Below are 22,670 nucleotides of genomic sequence, written 5' to 3'. Positions count from 1 at the left end.
CTGCGCCAGATCAAGCCTTGCGCAAGGACACAGTAGTCGACCGCCAGAGTCGCCACTTCCGCCAGTTCACATTGCTGCTGCCATAACGGACGCCTTCGCTTGCGGAGCATCCGACATAAACAACATCGCATCCGGAGCTATGAATGAACGTAAAAAGCCTTGTCCTGAAAGTCAGTCTTGCCTCGTTGCTGGCGTTTGCTGTCAACCTGCAGGCGGCGGAGCAACCGCTACGTATCGGCATCGAAGCGGCTTACCCGCCGTTTGCTTCGAAGACGCCGGATAACACCATCGTCGGCTTCGACTACGACATCGGCCAGGCGCTGTGCGCGGAGATGAAAGTCCAATGCCTGTGGCAGGAGCAGGAGTTCGACGGGCTGATTCCCGCGCTCAAGGTGAAGAAAGTCGATGCGGTGATTTCATCGGTCTCCATCACCCCCGAGCGGCTGAAGTCGGTTGATTTTACCGATCGCTACTACCGTATTCCGGCACGTCTGGTGTTCAGGAAAGGCAGTGGTATCAGCGATATTCCCGCTCAGCTCAAAGGCAAGCGGATCGGCGTGCAGCGCGCGACCAATTTCGATCGCTACGTGACCGAAAAATTCGCGCCGGCCGGTGCCGAGGTGATCCGTTACGGCTCGCAGAATGAAGTGTTTCTCGACCTGTTGGGCGGGCGACTCGATGCCACCATGGCCAGTTCGGTGGTGATCGATGAAAGCCTGTTGAAACGGCCGGAAGGGAGCGACTTTGAGTTCGTCGGACCGAATTTTACCGAAGAGCAATTCTTCGGCACCGGTATCGGTATTGCGGTGCGCAAGAACGATCCGCTGGCCGCTCGTTTCAATCGGGCATTGGCGACGATTCGAGCCAATGGCACCTACGACAAAATTCGCCAGAAGTATTTCGATTTCGATATCTACGGCGAGTAGGGATCGGGTGTTGTTTCGGCCCGCATGCTTGAGCATGCGGGCGTTTTCTTTGTCAGTCGGAGTCAAGATGCAAACCAAGGCATTACTGAGTGAACAACAGGTGTCGCAAATGCTCTCGGTGGCAAAGGATCTGGCCCAGAGCCGTAACTGGCCCGTGGCAATTGCCATCGTCGATGACGGCGGTCATCCGTTGGGCCTGTTGCGCCTCGATCATACGGCGCCGATTGCCGGTTATATCGCCATGGAAAAAGCCCGCACCGCGGCGCTGGGGCGTCGCGATAGCAAGGTTTATGAAGACATGATCAATGGTGGGCGCCAGGCTTTTCTAAGTGCGCCGAACCTGCAAGGCATGCTTGAAGGCGGTGTCGCCATCTGGCATGCAGGCCACTGCATCGGTGCCATTGGGGTGTCTGGCGTCAAGGCGGAACAGGATGCCGAACTGGCCCGTTTGGTGATTGATACCCTGTTGAGTGCCGCGCTCGACGACAGCGGACTTCACCGATGAGCGGGTGATCCGCAGCCTTGACCTGGCTCAAGCGCATCGCCGGCAATTGATGGCTGAATACGCACACAGTATCCAGTCATGTTTTCGGCATCCTCTGAGGGGAGCAATTGATGAGTGATCCGGGCTCCCAGGCAAAACCCGCGGCAGCGGTGCAATTTCCACTCGGGCTGATCACGGCATGCCTTGCCCTGGTGATCGTGTTGATACTGCCGCTACCGGCGGATTTACCTATAGTCGGGCAACGGATGTTGGCCATTCTCGTCTTCGCGGTGACGGTCTGGGTCACCGAGGCGGTGTCTTACGAAGCCAGTGCAATCATGATCACGTCGCTGATGGCGATTCTGCTGGGTACCGCCCCGACGCTGCAGAACCCCGCACTGACCTACGGCTCTTCGGCCGGCGTCACCATGGCGCTCAGCGGGTTTTCCAATCCAGCCCTGGCACTGGTGGTCGGTGCGCTGTTTATCGCCGCCGCGATGACGCACACCGGGCTGGACCGGCGTATCGCGCTGGTGACGCTGGCGAAAGTCGGCGGCAGTACCCGGCGGGTATTGCTCGGCGCCATGGTGGTCATCGTCTTGCTCAGCCTGGTGGTGCCCAGCGCAACGGCGCGCAGCGCTTGCGTGGTGCCGATCATGATGGGAGTGATTGCGGCCTTCGGCGTTGCCAAACGCTCCAATATCGCGGCAGGAATCATGATCATCGTCGCGCAGGGAACGAGTATCTGGAACGTCGGTATTCAAACGGCCGCCGCGCAGAACCTGTTGACCGTCGGCTTCATGGACAAGATGCTCGGCCAGCGCGTGTCATGGATCGACTGGTTTATCGCCGGGGCGCCCTGGGCCGTCGTCATGTCGGTGGTGTTGATCGTCATTGTCCTGAAAATATTGCCCCCCGAAACCGACCAGGTGCCCGGTGGCAAAGCCGCTATCCTGGCCAGCCTGGCTGAGCTGGGACCAATGACCGGCGCGCAGAAACGCTTGGCGGTTGTTTCTTGCCTGCTGCTCCTGGCCTGGGCGACCGAAGGCAGACTGCATGCTTTCGATACGACCTCGACGACTTATGCCGGGCTGGTGCTGTTGCTGCTGCCGCGTTTCGGGGTCATGACCTGGAAGGACGTGCAAGCCCGAATCCCGTGGGGCACCGTGATTGTCTTCGGCGTCGGCATCAGCCTGGGCACCGCGCTGTTGACCACCCAGGCCGGGCAGTGGTTGGGTGCCCAGGTCGTCGGGCACACCGGGTTGGACAGAATCGGCACGCTGGGGGTTTTTGCCGTGCTCAGCGGCTTCCTGATCCTGATCCACCTGGGGTTTGCCAGTGCTACCGCACTGACCTCGGCGCTGCTGCCGATCCTGATGGCGGTCCTGCACAACCTGCCGGGGGATTTCAGTCGGTTGGGCATGACCATGCTCCTGGGATTCGTCGTCAGCTTCGGCTTCATACTGCCCATCAATGCGCCGCAGAATATGGTGTGCCTGGGCACGGAGACCTTCAACCCGAAACAATTCGCCCGGGTTGGCGTGGTGATTACGCTGATCGGTTATGTCTTGCTGTTGGTGTTTGCCAGTACCTACTGGGCATGGCTGGGGTGGATGTGAGCGGCGTCGGTGATGAAGTTCAGCCCAATCGGCAACGACTGGGCTTGCTTATACGGGGGTAGCTCCCTGCTTGAGCCCTCGCGGCCTAGTGTTCTTCCGGCCCATCATGCAGCAGATGAAAGATCTCCCGCTTCATCCGGATAAACCCCGGGTCCATGACCATGTCCAGGGTTCTCGGCCGGCCTATTGGAACGTCCAGCACCTCCTTGATCCGCCCCGGCCGGGCGCCCATGACGAAGATGCGGTCGCCCAGCAGGATGGCCTCGTCGATATCATGGGTCACGAACAGCACGGTCTTCTTGGTGTGCTCCCAGACCTTGAGCAGCAGTTGCTGCATCTGCAGGCGCGTCTGGCTGTCCAGCGCCCCAAAGGGCTCATCCATCAGCAGGATCTGCGGGTCGTTGGCCAGGGCGCGGGCTATCGCGACCCGTTGCATCATCCCCCCGGAAAGCTGCTTGGAATAGTTATCGGCAAACTTCAGCAGGCCGACTTCATTCAGGTAGTAGTCCACCGTCTCGCGGCGCTCCGCGGCGGCGATGCCACGGCGCTTGAGGCCGAACTCGATGTTCTTGCGCACCGTCAACCAGGGAAACAGGGTGTAGCTCTGGAACACCATGCCACGGTCGGCCCCCGGGCCGTCGACCAACTGGCCACCGACATAGATATCGCCCGAGGTGGGTTCGGCCAGCCCCGCCGTCAGGTAGAGCAGGCTCGACTTACCGCAGCCCGAAGGCCCGACCAGGACCGCGAACTGCTGGTCGGGCACCTCGAACGAGACCTTCTCCAGGGCGGTGAAGGTTCCGCCCGAAGGCGTCTTGTACTGCAGGCTGACGCTGTCGACACGCAGGCGCGGGGCGGCGCTGGGGGCGATGCTCATTGGCGTGACGAGCCGGGGGGATGTTGCCGTTACTGAGCCCATGCGGCCACCTTCAAGCGAAGAAGTCTGAACAATTGATCGGTGACCAGCCCCAACAGGCCGATAACAGCGATCGCCAGGAAAATCACGTCGACCTGGAAGCCGCGCATGGCCTTGAGGCTGAGGTAGCCCAGGCCGCTGGAGGCCGCCACCAGTTCGGCCACCACCAGGTAGGTCCAGGCCCAGCCCATGGTCACCCGCAGGGTGTCCAGCACCCCCGGTAGTGATGCCGGGGCGATCACATGCAGGACCGCATCCATGCGGTTGGAACCCAGGGTGTAGGAGGCGTTGACCAGGTCCTTGGACACGCCCTTGGACACGTCGGCAATCATCACCAGTTGCTGGAAAAATACCCCGAAGATAATCACCGAGACCCGTTGTTCCAGGCCGATGCCGATCCACAGGATGAACAGCGGCACGAACGAGGTGACCGGCAGGTAGCGGATAAAGTTGACCAGCGGCTCGAGGAACGCCTGCACCACCCGGAAACTGCCCATCAGCAGGCCGATGGGCACCGCCACCAGCGAGGAGATGATAAAACCGACCATCACCACTTCCACACTGGCCCAGACATGCGGCCCCAGGGTGCCGTCACGGCTCAGGCGCAGCGCCGCCTCCAGCACGGCGCCCGGGGTGGGCAGGAACATCGCCGGCACCACGCCGCCATAGGACAGCACGGCCCAGAGCCCGATCAGCAGTACCCAGGCCAGCCCGCTGGCGCTCCAGACCACCTGGACCGGCAAGCCGGTCTTGGGCGTGAGGCAGCGGTTCAACCACGAATTACGCTTGGACATGCCGCCTCCTATTTCGGGGTGATGAAGCGATTGTCGATCAGGTCGGCGTAGCTGACGTTGTAAGGCTTGCCTTGCAACTCGCTGGCGGTTTCGTTGGCCAGCTTGAGCACGCCTTCGGCGGCACCTTTGCTGCCATTGCTGCCCAGCAGGGCTTCGCTCATGGCCTGGTCATAGAAACGCACGCCCTTGGCCGCCGAGGCCAGTTCCGCCGGGTCCGCCAGGTAGCCGCCGACGCCCTTGGCCATGATCGCGTAGGCCTCCTTCGGATGTTCCTGGGTGTACTTCACCGCCTTGTACAGGCCGGCGACCAGGGCTTTGACATCTTCCGGCTGCTTGTCGACGACCTCGCAGTTCAAGGCCACCACATCGACGATCACCCCGGGGGTACTGCTGCTGTCGATCAACACCTTGCCGGTGTGTTTTTCACGCACGGTGCTCAGGTGCGGTTCCCAGGTCACGGCGGCGGGTACGCGGCCGGCGATAAAGGCGGTGGCCGCATCGTCGGCGGTCATGTTCTGGATGGTCAGGTCGCTCATCTTCATGCCGGCGTTCTTCAGCAGGTAGTTGAGCCAGAACTGCGAGACGGAGCCTTCATTGACGGCCACGGCCTTGCCCTTGAGCTCCTGCAGGCTGTTGACCTCCTTGCCCACCAGCACGCCGTCGCCGCCATGGCTTTCATCCAGCGCAGCGACAGCCTTGAAGCAGAATTGCGGGCGGTACTTGAGGATTTCATCCAGGGTCGAGGCCGAGCCGGACAGCTTGCCCGAGGCCTGCGCGGCCATGTACATGGAAGCTTCCTCGATGGTCGGCAGTTCCACGGTCAGGCCCTTGTCCTTGAAGTAGCCCAGGTCCTGGGCCAGGTACAGGGTGCCGTAGCCGACCCAGGTGGTGTGGCCGATCGACAGGGTGCCGGCCTGGGCACCACCGGCAACGCCGGCTGCGATAGCGGTCAAGGCCAGTGGACGTATGCAGCGCGAGACGAAAGACTTGATCATTGTGCACTCCCGGAATGTTGGTTTTTTAGTTGGTATATCTCGGGGCAGTGGGGCAAGACGCCAAAAACTGAACAACCTGGGGTCTCTGACGGACCTTGTGCCTCTGTTGGGGCGAGATTGATATTGGCTGATGTGGCGGGCCAGGAAAATGAGTAAATATGTCGTCGCTAAAAAGGAAAAAACTGGGTAGGCCGGTAGCGGCGAAAAGCCTCTGCGGCGCGGTTCTGGCGGGCGGGCAAGCTGGAAAACGCCGCCGCCCGGCTTCGGGTGGCAGCGTTTTTCCTTGGGGGGCTGCTATCAACCGGTCAGGCGCTCGTTGTCGCGAATGCCGGCGGTGGTTAGGGGGCCACGCAGCAGGATCAGGTCGGCGGCTTTCTCGCCGATCATGATGCACGGTGCATTGGTGTTGCCGCTGATCAGGGTCGGCATGATCGAGGCGTCGACCACCCGCAGCCCTTTCAGGCCATGGACCTTCAAGTCCGGGCCGACCACGCTCATGGGGTCGACGCCCATCTTGCAGGTGCCCACCGGGTGGAACACCGTCGAGGCGTAGTCGCGCACGTAGGTCAGCAGCTGCTCATCGGTCTGTACGGCCTCGCCGGGAAGCATCTCTTTACCGCGAATGCCATCGAACTGCGGGGCGGCGAGAATGCGCCGGGCCAGCTTCAAACCTTCGATCAGCACCTTGGCGTCGGCGGGATCGGAGAGGAAGTTGAAATCGATCACCAGCTTGCCGTTGCGGTCCAGGTGCAGCTCGCCGATGCTTTTGGGCCGCAGTACACAGGTGTGGACCGCATAACCGTGGCCCCACTCGAACAGCCGGCCTCGATGGCTGCGATAACCGGGCACGAAATGGAACTGCACATCCGGCAGCATCTCTGCGAGGGGCGTTCGGGCAAAGCCGCCGGCCTCGACATAGTTGGTGGTCAGCCAGCCTTTTTTGGCCAGCAGGTAGCGCAGCGGCGCGCTGAGAATGCTGGGCAGGGAGCCGAGGGAAAAGCCCAGGGTCAGCGGGCTTCTGGAGCGAACGGTGACCAGGCCGTCGAGATGGTCCTGCAAATTCTTGCCGACGCCGGGCAGGTCGTGCTCGACCGGGATCCCGGCGGCTTGCAGTTCCTGCGCCGGGCCGATGCCGGAGGCCAGCAGCAACTGCGGGCTGCCCAGGGCGCCCGCGCAAAGGATGACTTCACGGCTGGCGTGCAGGGTCTGTTGGCTGCCGGCCATTTCGAGCCTGACGCCCTTGGCCGTGCGCCGCTCAAGGATCAGCGAATGCACGGTGCAGTCGGTTAGCACGGTCAGGTTCGGACGATCGATCACCGGTGCGACAAAGGCCCGGTAGCTGGAGAGGCGGCGGGCATCCTTTTGCGTCAGGTTGTAGATGCCGCAGCCTTCGAGCTGCTCGCCGTTGAAGTCGTCGTTGCGGCGCAGGCCCAGGCGTTCGGCGGCCTGGACGAACAGCTTCGACAGCGGATTGGGATCGCGCGCGGCCTCGACGTTCAGCTCACCGGCGCTGCCATGCCGGTGCGGGTCCTGGCCGAGTCGGTTGTTCTCCGACTTCTTGAAGTACGGCAACACACTGTCCCAGTCCCAGCCGGGGCAGCCGGCCTGCGCCCAGCGATCATAGTCGCTGGCGTGGCCGCGAATATAGATCATGCTGTTCATCGAGCTGGAGCCGCCGAGGGCCTTGCCCCGTGGCGTGTGCAAGGTGCGGCCGGCGAGGTTCTTCTGCGGAGCGCAGAAGAAGTTCCAGCTGTACTTTTTGCTCTTGTAGAGGGTGATGGTGCCGGCCGGCGTCTGGATTCGCGGGCTGTTGTCGTGGCCGCCGGCTTCGATCAGGCAGACGCTGAGGCTCGGGTCGGCACTCAAGCGGTTCGCCAGTACACAGCCGGAGGAGCCGGCACCGACGATGACATAGTCGAAGTGCGTCTTCATGCGCTTTTCCCTGCTGGTTGATGGATTGACGCGGGCGGCGGTGCCGGCCCGCGAGGTGGTGGACTACCGGGGATTCAGCGCAACTGAAACCAGGTGGTCTTCAACTGGGTGTATTTGTCGAACGAATGCAGTGACAGGTCGCGGCCAAAGCCGGACTGCTTGCCGCCGCCAAAGGGCACGCAGACGTCCAGGGCATCCACGGTATTGACCGAGACGGTGCCGGCATTCAAGCGGGCCGCGACGCGATGGGCGCGGTTGAGGTCGTCGCTCCACAGCGACGCGGCCAGGCCGTAGATATGCTCGTTGGCCATCCGTACGGCATGGTCTTCATCGTCGAAGGCGGTGATCGCCAGCACCGGGCCGAAGACCTCCTCACGGGACAGGCGCATCTCGGGGCTGACCTGGGTGAACAGTGTCGGCTGGATAAAATTGTTCGAACCGTTGATCGTCACCTGCTTGCCACCGGCTACCAGTTGGGCGCCGTCGGTGCTGGCGGTGCTGATGTAATCCATCACTCGCGTCGCCTGCCGGGCGTCGACCATCGCCCCCATCCGGCTGGCCGGGTCAAGCGGATCGCCCGGTTGCCAGTGGCGAGTCTTTTCCTGCAGGCGTTCGACGAACTCATCGTGAATGCAGCGCTCGACCAGCAGCCGCGAGTTCGCCGAGCAGACTTCACCCTGGTTGAAGAAAATCCCGAAGGCGGCCTTTTCCGCCGCCAGGTCCAGGTCCTGGCAATCGGCGAACACCAGGTTCGGGCTCTTGCCGCCGCATTCCAGCCAGACCTGCTTGATGTTGGATTGCGCCGCGTACTGCATGAAGTATTTGCCGACCTGGGTCGAGCCGGTAAAGGCCAGCGCATCGATATCCGGGTGCAGGCCCAGGGCGCGCCCGGCCTGTTCGCCAAGGCCGGTGACCACATTGAACACCCCGGGCGGCACACCGGCCTCAAGCGCCAGCTCGGCCAGGCGCAGGGCGGAGAAGGGCGATTGCTCGGCGGGCTTGAGAATCACGCTGTTGCCTGCCGCCAGGGCCGGCGCGACTTTCCAGGCCGCCATGTCCAGGGGGAAATTCCACGGCACCACGGCGGCGATCACACCCAACGGCACCCGGGTGATGGTCGCCAGGGTGCCGGGGCCGGTGGGCGCCACCTGGTCGTAGAGTTTGTCGAGGCTTTCGGCGTACCAGGCAAAGACCTGGGCCGCGCCGGGGACATCGATGTTGTAGGCATCCATCACCGGTTTGCCCATGCTCAAGGAGTCGAGCAACGCCAGCTCCTCGCGGTGGGCCAGGGTCAACTCGCTGAGCCGCAGCAGGATCGCCTTGCGCTCCCTGGGCTGCATCCGGGCCCAGGGTCCGTTGTCGAAACTGTTGCGGGCCACCCGCACGGCCCTGTCGATATCGACGTCCGAGCAGGCCGTGACCCGCGCGAGCAAGGCGTTGGTGGCAGGGTTGATCACGGCGAATGTGGCGCCGTCCCGGGCCGTATGGGCCCGCCCGTCAATACAGGCGACATCGATCAGGCGCTGCTGTCCCGCCAGGCGTTGCCACGTGTTCAAGTCAGTCACTGCACCCTCCAAAATAGCCTCTGATGGGCCATGTCCACGATCCGTTGTGCCGATAGTGGGGGAAGTGCGCGGTCCACGAAATGAGTAAAAATGTCTTCGCTATCGATAAAAAAACTCATCAGGCGTGCACTGAAATGGCGCGTGCCTGGACAGGTTTTTTAGCGTCAGGCCCCAGGAAATTAATGGTTTCTCGCGTTTCGTGAACACCGCAGAATCGGCTGGATGCTCACGTCGTCGGGGCAGTGCGCGCGGTACGGTTTTTACCGGTGGCGTGTAAGCTTCTGAGGACCCGGCCCGATTCTTGATGGGCGATGTGGATGCATTCGCTTTGCCATTTCCGAGGTAGCCATGGCCGCTTACAACTTGCGACAACTCAGATATTTCGTCACCACTGTCGAGTGCGGCAGCGTCGCCGAAGCCTCCCGCAAGCTCTATATCGCCCAGCCTTCGGTGTCGACCGCGATCAAGCACCTGGAAGAAAGCTTTGCCGTGCAATTGTTTATCCGCCATCACGCCCAGGGCGTATCGCTGACCCCCAGTGGTGCACGGTTCTACCGCAAGGCCCAGGAGCTGCTGCGGGTGGCCCACGAGTTCGAGCAGAATGCCTTGGCGGACAACGATGTGGTCGCCGGGCAGATCGATATCGGCTGTTTCGAAACCGTCGCGCCGCTCTATCTGCCGCGCCTGATCGCCGGTTTTCGCGACCGCTGGCCGGGGGTGGAGATCCGTATTCGCGATGGCGAACAACAGGAATTGGTGCAGGCGCTGACGTCGGGCAGTATCGATCTGGCCATTCTTTATGAACATGACCTGGACAGCACCATCGATACCGTACCGCTGATGGCGCCGCAGCAACCCTATGCGCTGTTGCCGGAAGGGCATCGTTTCGCCCACCAGGCCAAGGTCTCGTTGCACGATCTGGTGCTGGAGCCGATGGTGCTGCTGGATGTGCAACCCAGTCGGACCTACTTTGTGAGCATCTTCGAGGAGCTGGGCCTGACCCCGCATATCCTGTTCAGCTCGCCTTCCATTGAAATGGTCCGGGGTATGGTCGGGCGTGGGTTCGGCTTTTCAATTCTGGTCACCCGGCCATATTCCGATTACACCTACGACGGGCAGAAGGTGGTACGCGTGCCGTTGGCCGAGCAGGTCACCGGCTCCGGGTTGTCCGCCGCCTGGTTGCGCCGTGGGCAACTGACCAAGCCGGCGCAGTTGTTTGTCGACCATTGCCGCGAGGTCTTGGCGCCCAAGCTGGACGCCTGAGGGATCAGCTTCGCAGCGCCTGGATCAGGCGCTGGAGCATTGCATCGCAGCCCTGGAGCTGCTCAAGGCTGACAAACTCATCGGGCTTGTGGCCCTGGTCCATGCTGCCGGGGCCGCAGACCACCGTCGGAATGCCGATGGCGTCGAACAACCCGCCTTCGGTGCCGAAGGCCACGGTGCTGAACTCGCTCGAGCCACAGAACTGCGCGATCAACCGCGCCGCTTCGCTCTGCGGGTCGGTGGCCAGTCCCGGGTAGGCCGAGAGTTCGGAAAAGCGGATGTTGCTGGCCTCGTTGACGGCACGCATTTTCGGCAGTACTTGTTGTTCGGCGTACTGCTCCAACTGCTGGGCGACTTCACGGGGATCGAGGTTGGGGAGTGCCCGCACTTCGAAATCGAAGCGGCAGTCGGCGGGGACGATATTGAGCGCCTTGCCGCCGCTGATCACCCCGGTCTGCACGGTGCTGAAGGGTGGGTCGAAGCGTGGGTCGTGCAAGTGCGGGGCGCGCAGCTGTGAACCGATACGCCCCAGTTCGCCGATCAGTTCGGCGGCGTATTCGATGGCATTGACGCCCTGGGGGGCGTACGCCGAGTGACAGGCCGCGCCGTGGACATCGCAGCGCATCGCCAGTTTGCCCTTGTGGCCGAGCACCGGCTTGAGTTCTGTGGGTTCGCCGATGATGCACAGCAGCGGCTTGTGCGGCCGCTGTTCAAGTTCGGCGAGCAGCGAGCGCACGCCCAGGCAACCGACTTCTTCGTCATAGGACAGGGCGATGTGCACCGGCATGCGCAACGGCGCGGCCAGCAATTGCGGCACGGCCGCCAGCACACAGGCGATATAGCCCTTCATGTCGGCGGTGCCGCGACCGTAGAGCTTGCCGTCCTTTTCGCTCAGTTCGAGCGGCGCGACAGTCCAGGGCTGGGCGTCCACCGGCACCACGTCGGTATGGCCGGAGAGCACGATGCCCGGGCGGTCGTCCGGGCCCAGGGTGGCGAACAGGTTGGCCTTGCTGCGCGCCTCGTTGAAGATCAGTTGGCAAGGAACATCCAGCCGCGCCAGGTAGTCGCGGACAAACTCGATCAAGTGCAGGTTGGACTCGCGGCTGGTGGTGTCGAAGGCGATCAGCGCGGCCAGTAGATCGCGGCTGCTGTTCATCTATTCATCCCCGGGCACGCCGTAGCTGGGCGCCTTGGTCGGGTCCAGGGCGCGGACGATATAGTCCTGCACTTGCGGGCTGTAGTCGGCCCAGAGTTGCGCCAGCTTGCCCACCGGGTCTTCATCCGCCCAGTCGACCCGCAGGTCGATGATCGGCCAGATCAGTTCGCCGACCACCACAATGGCCGCCGAATGCACGGGTCCTGCTTCGCCACCGGCCGCCACCGCGGCTTGCATGGCGGCGACCAGGCGATCGGCGAGTTGCCCGCCGCTGGTTTCGAAGGTGTACACCAGGGCTTCGATCACACCCGGGTTCGCCAGCATGTTTCCGGCGGCCACGCACTGCTCGCCGGACAGCGCATTGTGGCAGCCCAGGGTTTCGCCGCCACTGAAGTGCGCGGTGTTGCCCAGGTGATCGATGGCGGTCAACTGCCTGAATTGACTGTAGCCGTTGCGGGTCAGCGCCTTGTCCAGGGCTTGCGCGGGCGACAGCCCGAGTTCCAGTTGGTCGAGCACCTGCGGGCCGAGGGCGGGTAGGGTGATGTTCTGGGTGGCGACCGCCCCCACGCTGGGGCGCAGCCAGGGGCAGCGGGCGCCGACGGCAATGCTGGATGAACTGATGGCTATGCCCAATTGGCCTGTTTCGGCACAACGGGCGACGATTGAAAACGTCATGGTGGGGTGATCCTGTTTCCGTCCAGAGTCGCCATCCGCGCCCCGGACAGCCTGCGCAGAGGCTGCCCGGGCGGGGATTGGGTATGACTGCATTCTGTCCATCAGCGGCAGCGGGCGAAACGAGGTTTTTTATGGCGCTTGGTTAAGTAAAAACTTGTCAGTGGGCGTCGGGCGTTACAGGCGGCCGTACTCGCGGGCTGTGCGATCGACCGCGATGCGAGTCTTGTCCACCAGTTCGTCCAGCTCCGCCCGCGTGGCGATCAGGGCCGGCGCCATGATCATGCGGCCCAGGGTCGAGCGGATGATCAGGCCTTCCTCGAAACCGATGGTGCGGCAGCGCCAGGCGATCTCGTTCTCGTTGGCAAAGCGCTTGCGACTGGCCTTGTCTTCGGCAAACTGCAGCGCGGCGACCAGGCCGACACCCTGGATTTCACCCACCAGCGGATGCTGGCCGAAGACTTCCCGCAGGCAGTTCTGCAGATAGGGCCCGGTGTCGGTTTTCACCTGCTGCACCACGCCTTCATCACGCAAGGCCTTCAAGTTGGCAATGGCCACTGCCGCCGCCACCGGGTGGCCGGAGTAGGTCAGCCCGTGGGCGAAAACACCGCCTTTTTCCACCAGGGCTTCGGCCATGCGCCGCGACAGGATCAGGCCACCCATGGGGATGTAGCCCGAGGTCAGGCCCTTGGCAATCGACAGCGTATCGGGCTCGAAGCCGAACGTCTGGTGGGCGAACCATTCGCCGGTTCGGCCAAAGCCGCCGATGACTTCGTCGGCGCACAGCAGCACGTCGTACTGACGGCAGATGCGCTGGATTTCCGGCCAATAGGTGGCGGGGGGAATGATCATGCCGCCGGCACCCTGGAAGGGCTCGGCGACAAAGGCGGCGACCTTGTCGGCCCCCAGTTCGAGGATTTTCTCTTCCAACTGGCGGGCCGCGCGCAGGCCGAATGCCTCCGGGCTCAGGTCACCGTCGTGGGCGAACCAGTAGGGCTCGTCGATGTGCGCCACATCCGGGATGGTGCCGCCCATTTCATGCATGAATTTCATGCCGCCCAGGGCGGTCGCGGCCAGGGTCGAGCCGTGGTAGCCGTTCCAGCGGCCGATCATGACTTTTTTCTCCGGCTTGCCCATCACCTGCCAGAACCGGCGCACCGTGCGGATCAGCACCTCATTGGCCTCTGAGCCGGAGTTGGTATAGATGGCGTGGCTGTAGTGGGACGGCAACAGGCTGAACAGCAACTCGGAGAGTTCGATCACCGCCGGGTGGGTGGTGTGGAAGAACATATTGTAATAGGGCAGTTGTTCCAGCTGCGCGTGGGCGGCGGCCGCCAGGTCCTTGCGGCCATAGCCGAGGTGGGTGCACCACAGGCCCGACATGCCGTCCAGGTAGCGCTTGCCATCATTGTCCCAGAGCGTCAGGCGGTCGCCGCCGACCATCACCCGCGGGCCTTGCGCATTGAGCGCTTTCTGGTCGACGAACGCATGGATGTGGTGGGCGGCATCGGACGCCTGGTAGTCGCGGGTGCTGCGATTGGGGTCGAGTTCGGCGGACATGGACTATCTCCTTGGGGTGGGGTGGCTAAATAATATTTGGCACTTAAAAATATTTTTGTAAAGAAAATATTTGTTGGTGGAAAACTATTTCAGTAGGCTTGGACCTACGAAAAATCACCTCAGGACCTACATGAGCGGACTCAGAGAGCGGCAAAAGGAACAGCGCCGGCAAGTGATCGCCGAGGCCGCGCTGCTGCTGTTCAAGGCCAACGGTTTCGCCGCCACCAGCCTGGAGCAGATCGCCAACCAGGCCGGGGTCTCGGCACCTACGGTGGTGAATTATTTCGGCGGCAAGCAGGAGATTCTCGTGGCCTTGCTCAAGGCCCCCGACGAGCAGGCGATGCGCGAGGCGCGCGCCCATCTCGATGACAACAGCGACCCGCTGGAGGCCTTGTGCGAGCTTGAAGGGCTGATGACCCATTATCAGTTGCAGGCCATGCCCGCTTCCCTGTGGCGGGAGCTGGCGCCGTCGCTGTTTACCGGCGAGCTGTCCCAGGCCTTGCAGCCGTGGAACAGCGCGGTCATCGAGGAAACCAAAGCGCTGCTGGTGCACTTTCAACGCCTGGGCAAAGTGCGCGACAGCGTGGATATCGAGGTGGCGGCGACACTGTTCAACCAGTACGCCAATGTCGCCTTTATCCGCCTGGCCACTGAACCGACCCCGGACCGTGAGGCCCACGCCCGGCACATGCGCAGTGTCCTGGGGCTGATGTGCCACGGCATGCTGGTCCAACAGGAGGGGGCCACTCCAGCGCCGGCCTGAGGTTTCCCCCCAGGCCTAGTTTTTTCCTGCCTTGCGACGACAAAAATCATAATTTCGCTATTCCCTGTATCTGCACAGAATGCCTGCACACTCGCCTTCGAGAAGGACACAGGCATGACAGCTGGAATCATTGAAATCGATACGCTTGTTGTGGGCGCCGGCCAGGCCGGCGTGGCCATGAGCGAGCATCTAAGCAAACTCGGCGTGCCGCACCTGGTGCTCGAACGCAATCGTATTGCCGAAGCCTGGCGCAGCGGCCGCTGGGATTCGCTGGTGGCCAATGGGCCGGCCTGGCACGATCGTTTTCCAGGCCTGGAGTTCGATGATCTCAGTCCGGATGCCTTCGCCCCGAAAGAGCGGGTGGCGGATTATTTCGAGGCCTATGCCCGCAAGTTCAATGCGCCGATCCGCACCGGTGTGGAAGTGAAAAAGGTCGAGCGCAATAGCGGCCGGCCGGGCTTCACCGTGGAAACCTCCGAGGGCGTGATCCAGACCCGTCGCGTGGTGGTGGCCACCGGGCCGTTCCAGCGCCCGGTGATTCCGGCGATTGCGCCCCAGGACCCCGGCCTCAACCAGATCCACTCCGCGCAGTACCGCAATCCCCAGCAATTGCCCGCGGGCGCCGTGCTGGTGGTGGGTGCCGGTTCTTCGGGGACGCAGATCGCCGATGAGCTGCAACGCGGCGGCCGCACCGTGTACCTCTCGGTGGGCCAGCACGACCGGCCTCCACGGGCCTATCGCCAGCGGGATTTCTGCTGGTGGCTGGGAGTGCTCGGCGAATGGGATGCGGCGGCCATGAAGCCGGGTAGGGAGCACGTGACCATTGCCGTCAGCGGCGCCGACGGCGGGCGCACGGTGGACTTCCGCGAGCTGGCCCAACGCGGCCTGAAACTGGTGGGGCTGACCCGGTCGTTCGATAACGGTGTGGTCAGCTTCCAGGCCGACCTGGCGGACAATCTGGACCGGGGCGACGAGAATTATCTCGCGCTGCTCAATGCCGCTGACGCCTATATAGAGCGCAATGGCCTGGACCTGCCGGCGGACCCGGAAGCCCGTCGCACCTTCCCGGATCCCGAGTGTGTGACCCGGCCGATCCTCCAACTCGACCTGGGCGAAGCGGGCATCACCACGATTATCTGGGCCACCGGCTTTGCCACCGATTACAGCTGGATGAAGGTCGATGCCTTCGACGACAAGGGCAAGCCACGCCATCAGCGCGGTGTGTCCAGCGAGTCGGGGATCTACTTTCTCGGGCTGCCGTGGCAGTCACGCCGGGGTTCGTCGTTTATCTGGGGTGTTTGGCATGATGCCAAATACATCGCCGATCAGATTGCCATCCAGCGCCAGTACCTCACCTATCGCGATGCCGCCCAGCGTGAGGCGGATATGGCCGCTGCCAGCCCCTCAGTGACCCGGTCCGCCGTCAGCGCTTGATGTCCGCCAGCCGCACTGCGCTGTGCGGCGTTGTCTTTCTTTCGAGGAGTTATCAATGTCCACGCCCACCCATACGCGTATCCGCATGTTCAACACCAAGGACACCTACCCGAACCAGTCGCTGGACAATGACCTGTGCCAGGCCGTGCGGGCGGGCAACACGGTGTATGTCCGTGGCCAGATCGGCACCGATTTCGACGGCAATCTGGTGGGGCTCGGCGACCCCGGGGCGCAGGCCGAGCAGGCGATGAAAAACGTCAAGCAACTGCTGGAAGAGGCCGGCTCGGACCTCTCCCATATCGTCAAGACCACCACCTATATCATCGACCCGCGTTACCGCGAGCCGGTGTACCAGGTGGTCGGCAAATGGCTCAAGGGGGTGTTCCCGATCTCCACCGGCCTGGTGATCTCGGGGCTTGGCCAGCCGCAATGGCTGATGGAGATCGACGTGATTGCGGTGATCCCCGACAACTGGCTGGCGCCCCGGGCCTAGGCCTTATCCGGCGGCCAGGCCGAGGAAGTTGCGTAGCGGCCTGACCCGTGACAGCAGGCAACGCTCCAGCAGCCATAGCACCAGCATGGAAGCGCCGAGCAAGGGCAGGTACAGGCCGAGCAGCACCAGCACACCGAGCATGACGGCCGGATAACGGCTTTCGGCCAGGGCCGGCGGTGCGCCGAGGGCGCCCTGGGGACGTCGGCGCCACCAGAGCACCAGGGCGCTGAGGGACAGGGTCATCAGGCCGAAGGTGGTGAGCAGGCCGAGCAACTGGTTGGCCAGGCCGAACAGTTGGCCTTCGTGGACCGCCACGCCGTAGCCGATGACACGGTCGAGCAGGGGACGCTGGCTGAAGTCGACACGCTTGAGCACCGTGCCGCCGACCGGGTCTAGCGTCAGGTTGACCCGCTGTGGGCGGTTTGCCGTGTCGGAGCGTGCGGCCCATTTCGGCGACTGCGCCGAGGGCGGGGTGATCAGAACCGGCGACGGCAGGTGTAGCGCCTGGACCATTGGCACCAGGCGCTCCAGCGGGCTGTAATCCGGAGTGCCGGGTGTGCTCGTCGGCATAGGCATCGGCATATCGTGATGCATGCCAGGCATATTGGCGTGCTCGTCGGTCATGGGCATGTTCATCGCCCGCCGCTGGGCCATTTCCGAAGCCCGGCCGGTGGTCCAGTCCTGTTCCACGGCGTGGCTCGCGGCCCACTGCCGCACTTCCTTGAGGGCGCCGCCCCAGACCGTCGCCCAGGGCAGGCCGCTGAGAATCAGCAGGACGGCGAACAATGAAATCCAGAACCCGACCACGGCATGCAGGTCCCGCCAGAACAACCGGCCACGCTGCTTCAACCGTGGATAGACGACGCCGGCCAGGCGACCGCCTTTCGGCCACCAGAGATAGAGCCCGGAAAGCAGCATGACAATGGTCCAGCCGGCGGCCAGTTCCACCAGCGCCGAACCCAGGCCGCCCATCAGCAATTCACCGTGCAAGTGGAACAGCTGGCGGGTGAAACGCTCGTCATCCGCCACCTGGCGCACCACCTTGGCCGTCACCGGGTCGATATAGACCCGCTGCAACGCATCGCCTTTACCCACCAGGATCTGCACGGCCTCGGTCGGACCGTCAGGCAGTTGATAGGCGTTGAGTACGCTGCCGGGCACCAACGCCAGGGCCGCTTGTATCTGTTCACTGATCGGACGCCGTGGCGCATCGGCCTGGACGTGGTTGTAGGGGCTGTCGAGCAAGGCGTCGATCTGCGGACGGAACAGGTAGATCGAACCGCTCAGCGACAGGGCGAGGACAAAGGGAATGCAGAACAGGCCGGCATAGAAATGCCAGCGCCAGATCAGCCGATAGAGCCCTGCGCGCTTGTTGGCCGTTGTGAGAGTGGTCATGGGGCGAGGCTCCCGCTCTGGTGAATGGCGTCGTGCAGTGCCGGATCAATAGTCATAGTTGAGCCCCAGGAAGGCGGTGCGCTGCTGATAGGGATGCGGGCTGACGAAGTACTTTTCATTGCCCAGGTTGTCGACGCCGGCCGAGGCCGTCAGGTGCGCGTCGATCTTGTAGCTGGCCTTGATGTCGAACACGCTGTAGCTGCTGATGCCGCCATAGGTGTCATGGTTGCTGTCGGTGTTCAGCAGGGTGCTGTAGGCGCCGCTGGAGTAGCGGTAGCCGAGGGCGTAGGTCAGCTGCGCGTTCTGGTGGTAGACCGCCGAGATCCGGCTGCGCCAGCGCGGGATACGCGGGAACTCCTTGCCTTCGGCGGCCGGCGCTAGGCTGTCCTGCTGCACCTCGGATTCGGCATAGGTGATGCTGCCCGACAGGTCCAGTCCGTCGAGGCCGACGTCGTGGGCATCGAGGACGGTTTCCACGCCACGGATACGTGCGCGGTCGATGTTCTCGACCTGGGTCAGGTTGGGGCTGACCGTGGTGTCGGTCTGCGAGAACAGGGCGTTGCGGCGATTCTCCTGGAACAGCGAGACGCGCATCTGGTACTGGCTCCAGCTGTACTGCGTGGTCCAGTCGTAGGATTGCACGTCCTCGGGTTTGAGGTTGGGGTTGTTCTGTACCAGCTGGTTGCCGCTGGTGACCTGCTGGAACAGCTCGGTCACCGTCGGGTAGCGCACCGCTCGGCCGTAGGACAAGCGTGTTTGCAGTTCCGGAGTGATGTCGAAGGCCAGCGCCGCCTTGGGCGAGAAGTTGTGGCGACGCTGGTCGGGGTAGCTGACCTGGGCCGGGGTGGTCGCGGTGTTGAGGTTGAAGCCGTCGAAGGCTTGCCAGTATTCCTCGCGGCCACCGAGGGTCAGGGTCCAGCGCGGCGCCAGTTTCCAGACGTCCTGCAGGTACAGTGCCTGGGTGCGGGTCTCGCCGCCGGAGGCCGCGCTCTTCGCTCCGCCATTGCCGTTCTGCCAGTCGCTGACCTGGTAGCTGTCCTGCTTCAGCAGGTAGTCATCGATGTGATAGCCGAAGGTGACTTCATGGGCCTGGCCGAACAGCGGTTGCGGCCGCCAGATCCCGCGCAGCTCGCCGGTCTGCCAACCGGTGCCGTCCTGCACCTGGCGGGTGCCGGCCGAGGTCTGGCCATAGTTGGAAGCCGAGCGCGATTCTTCGTTGAGGTACTGGTAGTTGCTGTAGGCGGCATGCCAGTCGAACGGGCCCCGGGTATCGCTGCCCACCGACAGGGCGTTGAGGATATGCAGCTCGTCGGTGCTGCCGGGGTTGAGGCCGGACACCGTGTAGGCCTTGCCGCCGATATTCACCGGGCCGTTGTAGAAGGTCTGGCCGGCGCTGTTCTTCAGGTAGCTGTCGACGCTGGTATGGGACTCGTCGGCCCACAAACCCAGGGTGTAGATCGCGGTGACGTCCGGGTTGATGTCCCAGCCAAGCTTGAGCTTGCCCTGGTCCTGGACGCTGTGGTCTATGGAATAGCCGCCGAACACCAGGCGCGGGTTGCCATTCTGGTCGGTGTCCTGCTGCGCGCCGCTGACGCGGGTGGCCGAGGGCGCGGCGGTCCTGCTCGAGAGGCTGGAGGTGGCAAAGCTCATCGGCTGGCCCTGGGCGTCGAGATGGTCGTAGGAGACCCAGGCCGAGAACGGCCCGACGCGGTTGCCGCCGGCCAGGCTGACGTTGCCGCTGTTGTAGTTCTCGTGGGTGCCGTAGAGCTTGAAGTCCTGTTGCGCGCCGGTGATCGCCGCGTGGAATTCCGGGCGGGTCGGCATGCGGGTTTCCAGGGTGACCACGCCGCCGAGGGAGTTGCCCGGGTAAAGCGCGCTGAACGGCCCGTACATGACGTCGACCCGGGAAATCTCGCTGGGCGAGACCAGGCCCCAGCGCGGCGGGAAGCTGTAGCTGTTGCCCAGCAGGTTGGAGAGCAGCAGGTCGTCGGCGTAGACCAGCGACTGGGCGCTGGACACGGTCCCGGTGGTGCGGGTGGAGACGATGCCGTTGCGGTCGCCGATATAGCGTTCGCGCACTTCGAGGCTCGGCAGGTATTTCAGGGCCTCGGCCGAGGTCATCAGGTTGACGCTGTCCTGGATCTGCTCGGCGCTGCGGCTTTCCACCACCGCCGGGGCGCTGGCGATGGCGTGGGGCAGCGGCTGTACCTGGTCGTCGGCGGTCACCGTGACATTGCCGAGGACGATGGGGTTGGCGTCGGCACTGCTGGTGCTCGGCGCCGGGGTGTCGGCGTGTACCGGCAGGGCGGTCGGCAGCAGCACCAGGCCGCTGGCCAGAGCCGAGAGCAGGGCGTGGTTCAGGGTTGACAGGCGTCCAGCCGGCAAAAGGGCGGCCGGACGCTTCAACGCGCGGAGGGCGCGTTGCTGGGGAGTCATGGGCATCGGTATGGATCCGTGATTCAGGGCGACAAAACACGCGGAAAAGCCACGGGCGCCAGGGCGTTCGCGGTGTTCAGCGGGTGGTTTGTTGTTCGGGAACTGCCTGGATCAGGCCTGGGGCGGCCCGCGCGGACACAGGTCCAGCGGCCATTGATAGGCCGGGCTGGGTGTTTTGCAGGAAACAAGGGTGGGGGTGGCCGGCACCAGCGGCGGCAGTACCGCCACGGCCCAGAGCAGGGCCGGGCTGTCGTGAAACAGCGAGCAGTAGCCGCAGGCGTCGAGCGTCTCGTGGGTGCCGTTATGCTCGTGCCCGCCCGAAGGGTGGGACATGTCCATGGCATGTGCGGGGCACTCGATGCCACTTGGTGGCTGGTGCTCGAGGGCCTGGACGGTACGGGAAATCGTCGGCACGAACAGCAGCAGACCCAGGGCCAGCATGGCCATCCAGGTTGCGAATCGCTGCTGGGTTCGAGTGCGGGGCACGTGGGTTCCCGGTCAGGGGCAGGAAGAGGGCTGTGATCTTGCCACGTCGAGCACGGCGGGCAAAGGCCAGCGGCAATCTGCCGCATTCAGGGGTTGGGGCCAATGCTGCTGTGTTTCCTGTCGCCCACGGAGCTTCGAAGAAGGGGCTGACATTCACAGATAGCGCGGCGCATCCATTCGATCATGCAAGATACGAACGATCACGATCCCATAAGCGGTGATACGCAGGTAGATCATGTGCCGTCCAGCGTTGCTGCGGCGATAGCCTGGTCGGATGTGATCACAGGCCTGGGCAGTCTTGGGTGATTGCGCCAATTCTGCAAAGGCGGTTGTCATGAGATCTGTATAGCGACTGGCCTGGTCGATGCCCCATTGTTGAACGGTATAAGTCCAAATCACTTCAAGATCGCGTTCGGCAGCGGGTGTAAGACGATATTCAGCCATGCGTGGTCAACATTCTCCGCTTGAATGCATCAGCGTCGAACGGGCGTGGCTCGCCGCTGGCCTCACCGTCCATCAGCGCAGTGCGAATAGCTTCAAGTTCGGCACTGCGTTCCTGCTCACGCCTGATCAGGTCGCGGATGTATTCGCTGTCATTGGTATAGTGACCCGCGTCGATCTGCGCTTTGATCCAGCCGTCTTGCTTGTCGGTCACAGTGATGGTTTTACGCACGGTTCCCATGATTCAGCCTCAGAGGAATGCTGTTGATAGGGCAAAGCGTATCATACTATTGGTGCGGTATTGTGTGTTGTGGTCTCAGGCTTTCGCGGACTCCGGCCACAACCCGATATGAATCAGGGCTGTCACGATGACCCCCAGCAGTATGCCCACCAGCCGATCGCGGATTTCGCTCAGATTGGTCATCGGCGCGAAGTCGGCCAGCAGCGCCAGGGCGAAGCCGAACACGATCTGGATCCCGGCATAGCTGCTGCGCGGCGAACCGGCGCTGACCCAGGCGGCCAGGCCCAGCACCGGCAGGCTCATCAGCAACAGGCCGACGATGCTGTCGATCTGCGGCACCACCCAGACCATGCACATCAGGGCCAGGGCGCTGCCGACCAGACAGCCGAGGATGCGCAACAGGCCTTTGTGCAGGGTTTTTTCCAGGCTCGGCATGGCCGTGATCAGGCAGGTGAGCATGGCGGTGTGGATACCCGGCCAGTCGACCGCCGTGTACAGCAGGTAGCACACCAGCGCAGCGAGCAGGGTCTTGAAGGCGAACTGCAGATAGACCGGGTTTTCAAAGGCATCGGCCACCAGCAGCGGTGGCTTGGGGGCCGATGCCGCTTCACCGGGTGGCGGCGGTGCCGGCAGCAGCAGGGTGTTGACCGCCACGGTCACCAGCGTCGGATAGACAATCGCGATCCAGGCCCAGAGGCAGGCCCGGGTCAGGGCTTCGGGATCGTTATTGAGGTCGACCTGGCTCTGGATATAGATGGTTATCAGGGCCATCACGAAAAACAAAGGGCTGAGCCGACAAGTGCGCATGAAAAACACGCTGGCGAAAAACACCAGGCTGGCGCCGGTAATGCGCAGCAGGGGATAGTCGAAGCTGAATTTGAGCAACAGGATCGCCACGCCCACGGCCAGCGTGGTGCTGACGATAAACAGCGTGCCGAGCATCCGGGTCAGGGCCACGCTCGGCTGGCTCACGAAGAACACCAGCACCAGGGAGATCGACAGCAACGGCACCTGCAAGCTCATGGCAATCAGGATGACGATCGTGCAGGCGAGCAGATGACGAAGGACCGCGTTCACTCGGCCAGGGTGATCGCTCATT

The 22,670-nt window shown here is 63.3% G+C and carries 21 protein-coding genes; 7 read left to right on the top strand and 14 right to left on the bottom strand.

The window, feature by feature from the left end:
- The first annotated feature begins 143 nt into the window (after positions 1-143).
- The 3 genes from M5C56_RS05025 to M5C56_RS05015 all read left to right on the top strand — a co-directional run bounded on the left by M5C56_RS05025 (position 144) and on the right by M5C56_RS05015 (position 3,029).
- Positions 144-926: an ABC transporter substrate-binding protein gene (locus tag M5C56_RS05025; protein WP_103499572.1), complete on the top strand. Its 783-nt coding sequence runs from the start codon at positions 144-146 to the stop codon at positions 924-926.
- Positions 927-993: 67 nt separating this feature from the next.
- Complete coding sequence (locus M5C56_RS05020; protein WP_103499573.1) at positions 994-1,431, top strand: heme-binding protein; 438 nt, start codon at positions 994-996, stop codon at positions 1,429-1,431.
- 110 nt (positions 1,432-1,541) lie between these two features.
- Positions 1,542-3,029 carry a DASS family sodium-coupled anion symporter gene (locus M5C56_RS05015; protein ID WP_103499574.1) on the top strand — a complete coding sequence of 496 codons (1,488 nt, stop codon included), beginning with the start codon at positions 1,542-1,544 and terminating at the stop codon, positions 3,027-3,029.
- 85 nt (positions 3,030-3,114) lie between these two features.
- Here the strand turns inward: M5C56_RS05015 and M5C56_RS05010 are convergent, their stop codons facing one another.
- From M5C56_RS05010 to M5C56_RS04990, 5 genes are all read right to left on the bottom strand, one after another.
- A complete protein-coding gene (locus M5C56_RS05010; protein WP_103499575.1) occupies positions 3,115-3,948 on the bottom strand; it encodes an ABC transporter ATP-binding protein in 834 nt (277 codons plus the stop codon).
- Complete coding sequence (locus M5C56_RS05005) at positions 3,936-4,739, bottom strand: ABC transporter permease (RefSeq protein WP_100941672.1); 804 nt, start codon at positions 4,737-4,739, stop codon at positions 3,936-3,938. Before M5C56_RS05005 ends, M5C56_RS05010 begins: the two co-directional genes overlap by 13 nt.
- 8 nt (positions 4,740-4,747) lie before the next feature.
- A complete protein-coding gene (locus M5C56_RS05000; protein WP_103499576.1) occupies positions 4,748-5,734 on the bottom strand; it encodes an ABC transporter substrate-binding protein in 987 nt (328 codons plus the stop codon).
- Between the two features lie 297 nt (positions 5,735-6,031).
- On the bottom strand, positions 6,032-7,666 hold the full coding sequence (locus tag M5C56_RS04995; RefSeq protein WP_103499577.1) for a GMC family oxidoreductase N-terminal domain-containing protein: 1,635 nt from the start codon (positions 7,664-7,666) through the stop codon (positions 6,032-6,034).
- Positions 7,667-7,740: 74 nt separating this feature from the next.
- Positions 7,741-9,231: an aldehyde dehydrogenase gene (locus M5C56_RS04990; protein ID WP_103499578.1), complete on the bottom strand. Its 1,491-nt coding sequence runs from the start codon at positions 9,229-9,231 to the stop codon at positions 7,741-7,743.
- Between the two features lie 348 nt (positions 9,232-9,579).
- Between M5C56_RS04990 and M5C56_RS04985 the strand changes: the two genes are divergently transcribed.
- Positions 9,580-10,494 carry a LysR substrate-binding domain-containing protein gene (locus tag M5C56_RS04985; protein WP_103499579.1) on the top strand — a complete coding sequence of 305 codons (915 nt, stop codon included), beginning with the start codon at positions 9,580-9,582 and terminating at the stop codon, positions 10,492-10,494.
- A 4-nt stretch (positions 10,495-10,498) separates the two neighbouring features.
- Here M5C56_RS04985 and argE read toward each other — a convergent pair whose 3' ends face one another.
- The 3 genes from argE to M5C56_RS04970 form a co-directional block, all read right to left on the bottom strand.
- The gene (gene argE / locus M5C56_RS04980) at positions 10,499-11,650 is read right to left on the bottom strand and encodes an acetylornithine deacetylase (RefSeq protein ID WP_103499580.1); all 1,152 of its coding nucleotides are present in this window, start codon (positions 11,648-11,650) and stop codon (positions 10,499-10,501) included.
- The gene (locus M5C56_RS04975; protein ID WP_103499581.1) at positions 11,651-12,325 is read right to left on the bottom strand and encodes a DUF1028 domain-containing protein; all 675 of its coding nucleotides are present in this window, start codon (positions 12,323-12,325) and stop codon (positions 11,651-11,653) included.
- Positions 12,326-12,499: 174 nt separating this feature from the next.
- Positions 12,500-13,882 carry an aspartate aminotransferase family protein gene (locus tag M5C56_RS04970; protein WP_103499582.1) on the bottom strand — a complete coding sequence of 461 codons (1,383 nt, stop codon included), beginning with the start codon at positions 13,880-13,882 and terminating at the stop codon, positions 12,500-12,502.
- 130 nt (positions 13,883-14,012) lie between these two features.
- On the opposite strand from M5C56_RS04970, the gene M5C56_RS04965 reads away from it, so the two are divergent.
- The 3 genes from M5C56_RS04965 (at position 14,013) to M5C56_RS04955 (ending at position 16,572) form a co-directional block, all read left to right on the top strand.
- Positions 14,013-14,645 (top strand): TetR/AcrR family transcriptional regulator, encoded by a 633-nt coding sequence (locus M5C56_RS04965; protein WP_103499583.1) that lies wholly within the window; start codon positions 14,013-14,015, stop codon positions 14,643-14,645.
- Positions 14,646-14,759: 114 nt separating this feature from the next.
- Positions 14,760-16,079: an NAD(P)/FAD-dependent oxidoreductase gene (locus M5C56_RS04960; protein ID WP_103499584.1), complete on the top strand. Its 1,320-nt coding sequence runs from the start codon at positions 14,760-14,762 to the stop codon at positions 16,077-16,079.
- Positions 16,080-16,134: 55 nt separating this feature from the next.
- On the top strand, positions 16,135-16,572 hold the full coding sequence (locus M5C56_RS04955) for a RidA family protein (protein ID WP_103499585.1): 438 nt from the start codon (positions 16,135-16,137) through the stop codon (positions 16,570-16,572).
- A 3-nt stretch (positions 16,573-16,575) separates the two neighbouring features.
- On the opposite strand, the gene M5C56_RS04950 is transcribed toward M5C56_RS04955, so the two are convergent.
- The 6 genes from M5C56_RS04950 to M5C56_RS04925 form a co-directional block, all read right to left on the bottom strand.
- Positions 16,576-17,967, bottom strand: a complete 1,392-nt coding sequence (locus M5C56_RS04950; protein ID WP_103499586.1) for a PepSY domain-containing protein — start codon at positions 17,965-17,967, stop codon at positions 16,576-16,578.
- 45 nt (positions 17,968-18,012) lie between these two features.
- Positions 18,013-20,409: a TonB-dependent receptor gene (locus M5C56_RS04945; protein ID WP_247263038.1), complete on the bottom strand. Its 2,397-nt coding sequence runs from the start codon at positions 20,407-20,409 to the stop codon at positions 18,013-18,015.
- Between the two features lie 105 nt (positions 20,410-20,514).
- Positions 20,515-20,889 carry a DUF2946 domain-containing protein gene (locus M5C56_RS04940; protein WP_247263039.1) on the bottom strand — a complete coding sequence of 125 codons (375 nt, stop codon included), beginning with the start codon at positions 20,887-20,889 and terminating at the stop codon, positions 20,515-20,517.
- Between the two features lie 153 nt (positions 20,890-21,042).
- Entirely contained in the window at positions 21,043-21,333 is a 291-nt protein-coding gene (locus tag M5C56_RS04935) for a type II toxin-antitoxin system RelE/ParE family toxin (RefSeq protein ID WP_103494272.1), read from the bottom strand.
- A complete protein-coding gene (locus M5C56_RS04930) occupies positions 21,326-21,571 on the bottom strand; it encodes a type II toxin-antitoxin system ParD family antitoxin (RefSeq protein ID WP_103494273.1) in 246 nt (81 codons plus the stop codon). Before M5C56_RS04930 ends, M5C56_RS04935 begins: the two co-directional genes overlap by 8 nt.
- 75 nt (positions 21,572-21,646) lie before the next feature.
- Positions 21,647-22,669, bottom strand: coding sequence for an FUSC family protein (locus M5C56_RS04925; protein ID WP_247263040.1), 1,023 nt, complete (start codon positions 22,667-22,669; stop codon positions 21,647-21,649).
- Position 22,670: the final 1 nt, after the last annotated feature.

The sequence above is a fragment of the Pseudomonas sp. MWU13-2862 genome, assembly GCF_023242495.1.
Classification (GTDB): domain Bacteria; phylum Pseudomonadota; class Gammaproteobacteria; order Pseudomonadales; family Pseudomonadaceae; genus Aquipseudomonas; species Aquipseudomonas gingeri_D.
Note: the sequence above shows the minus strand (reverse complement) of the source record. Positions and strands in the feature narration are given on the sequence as shown.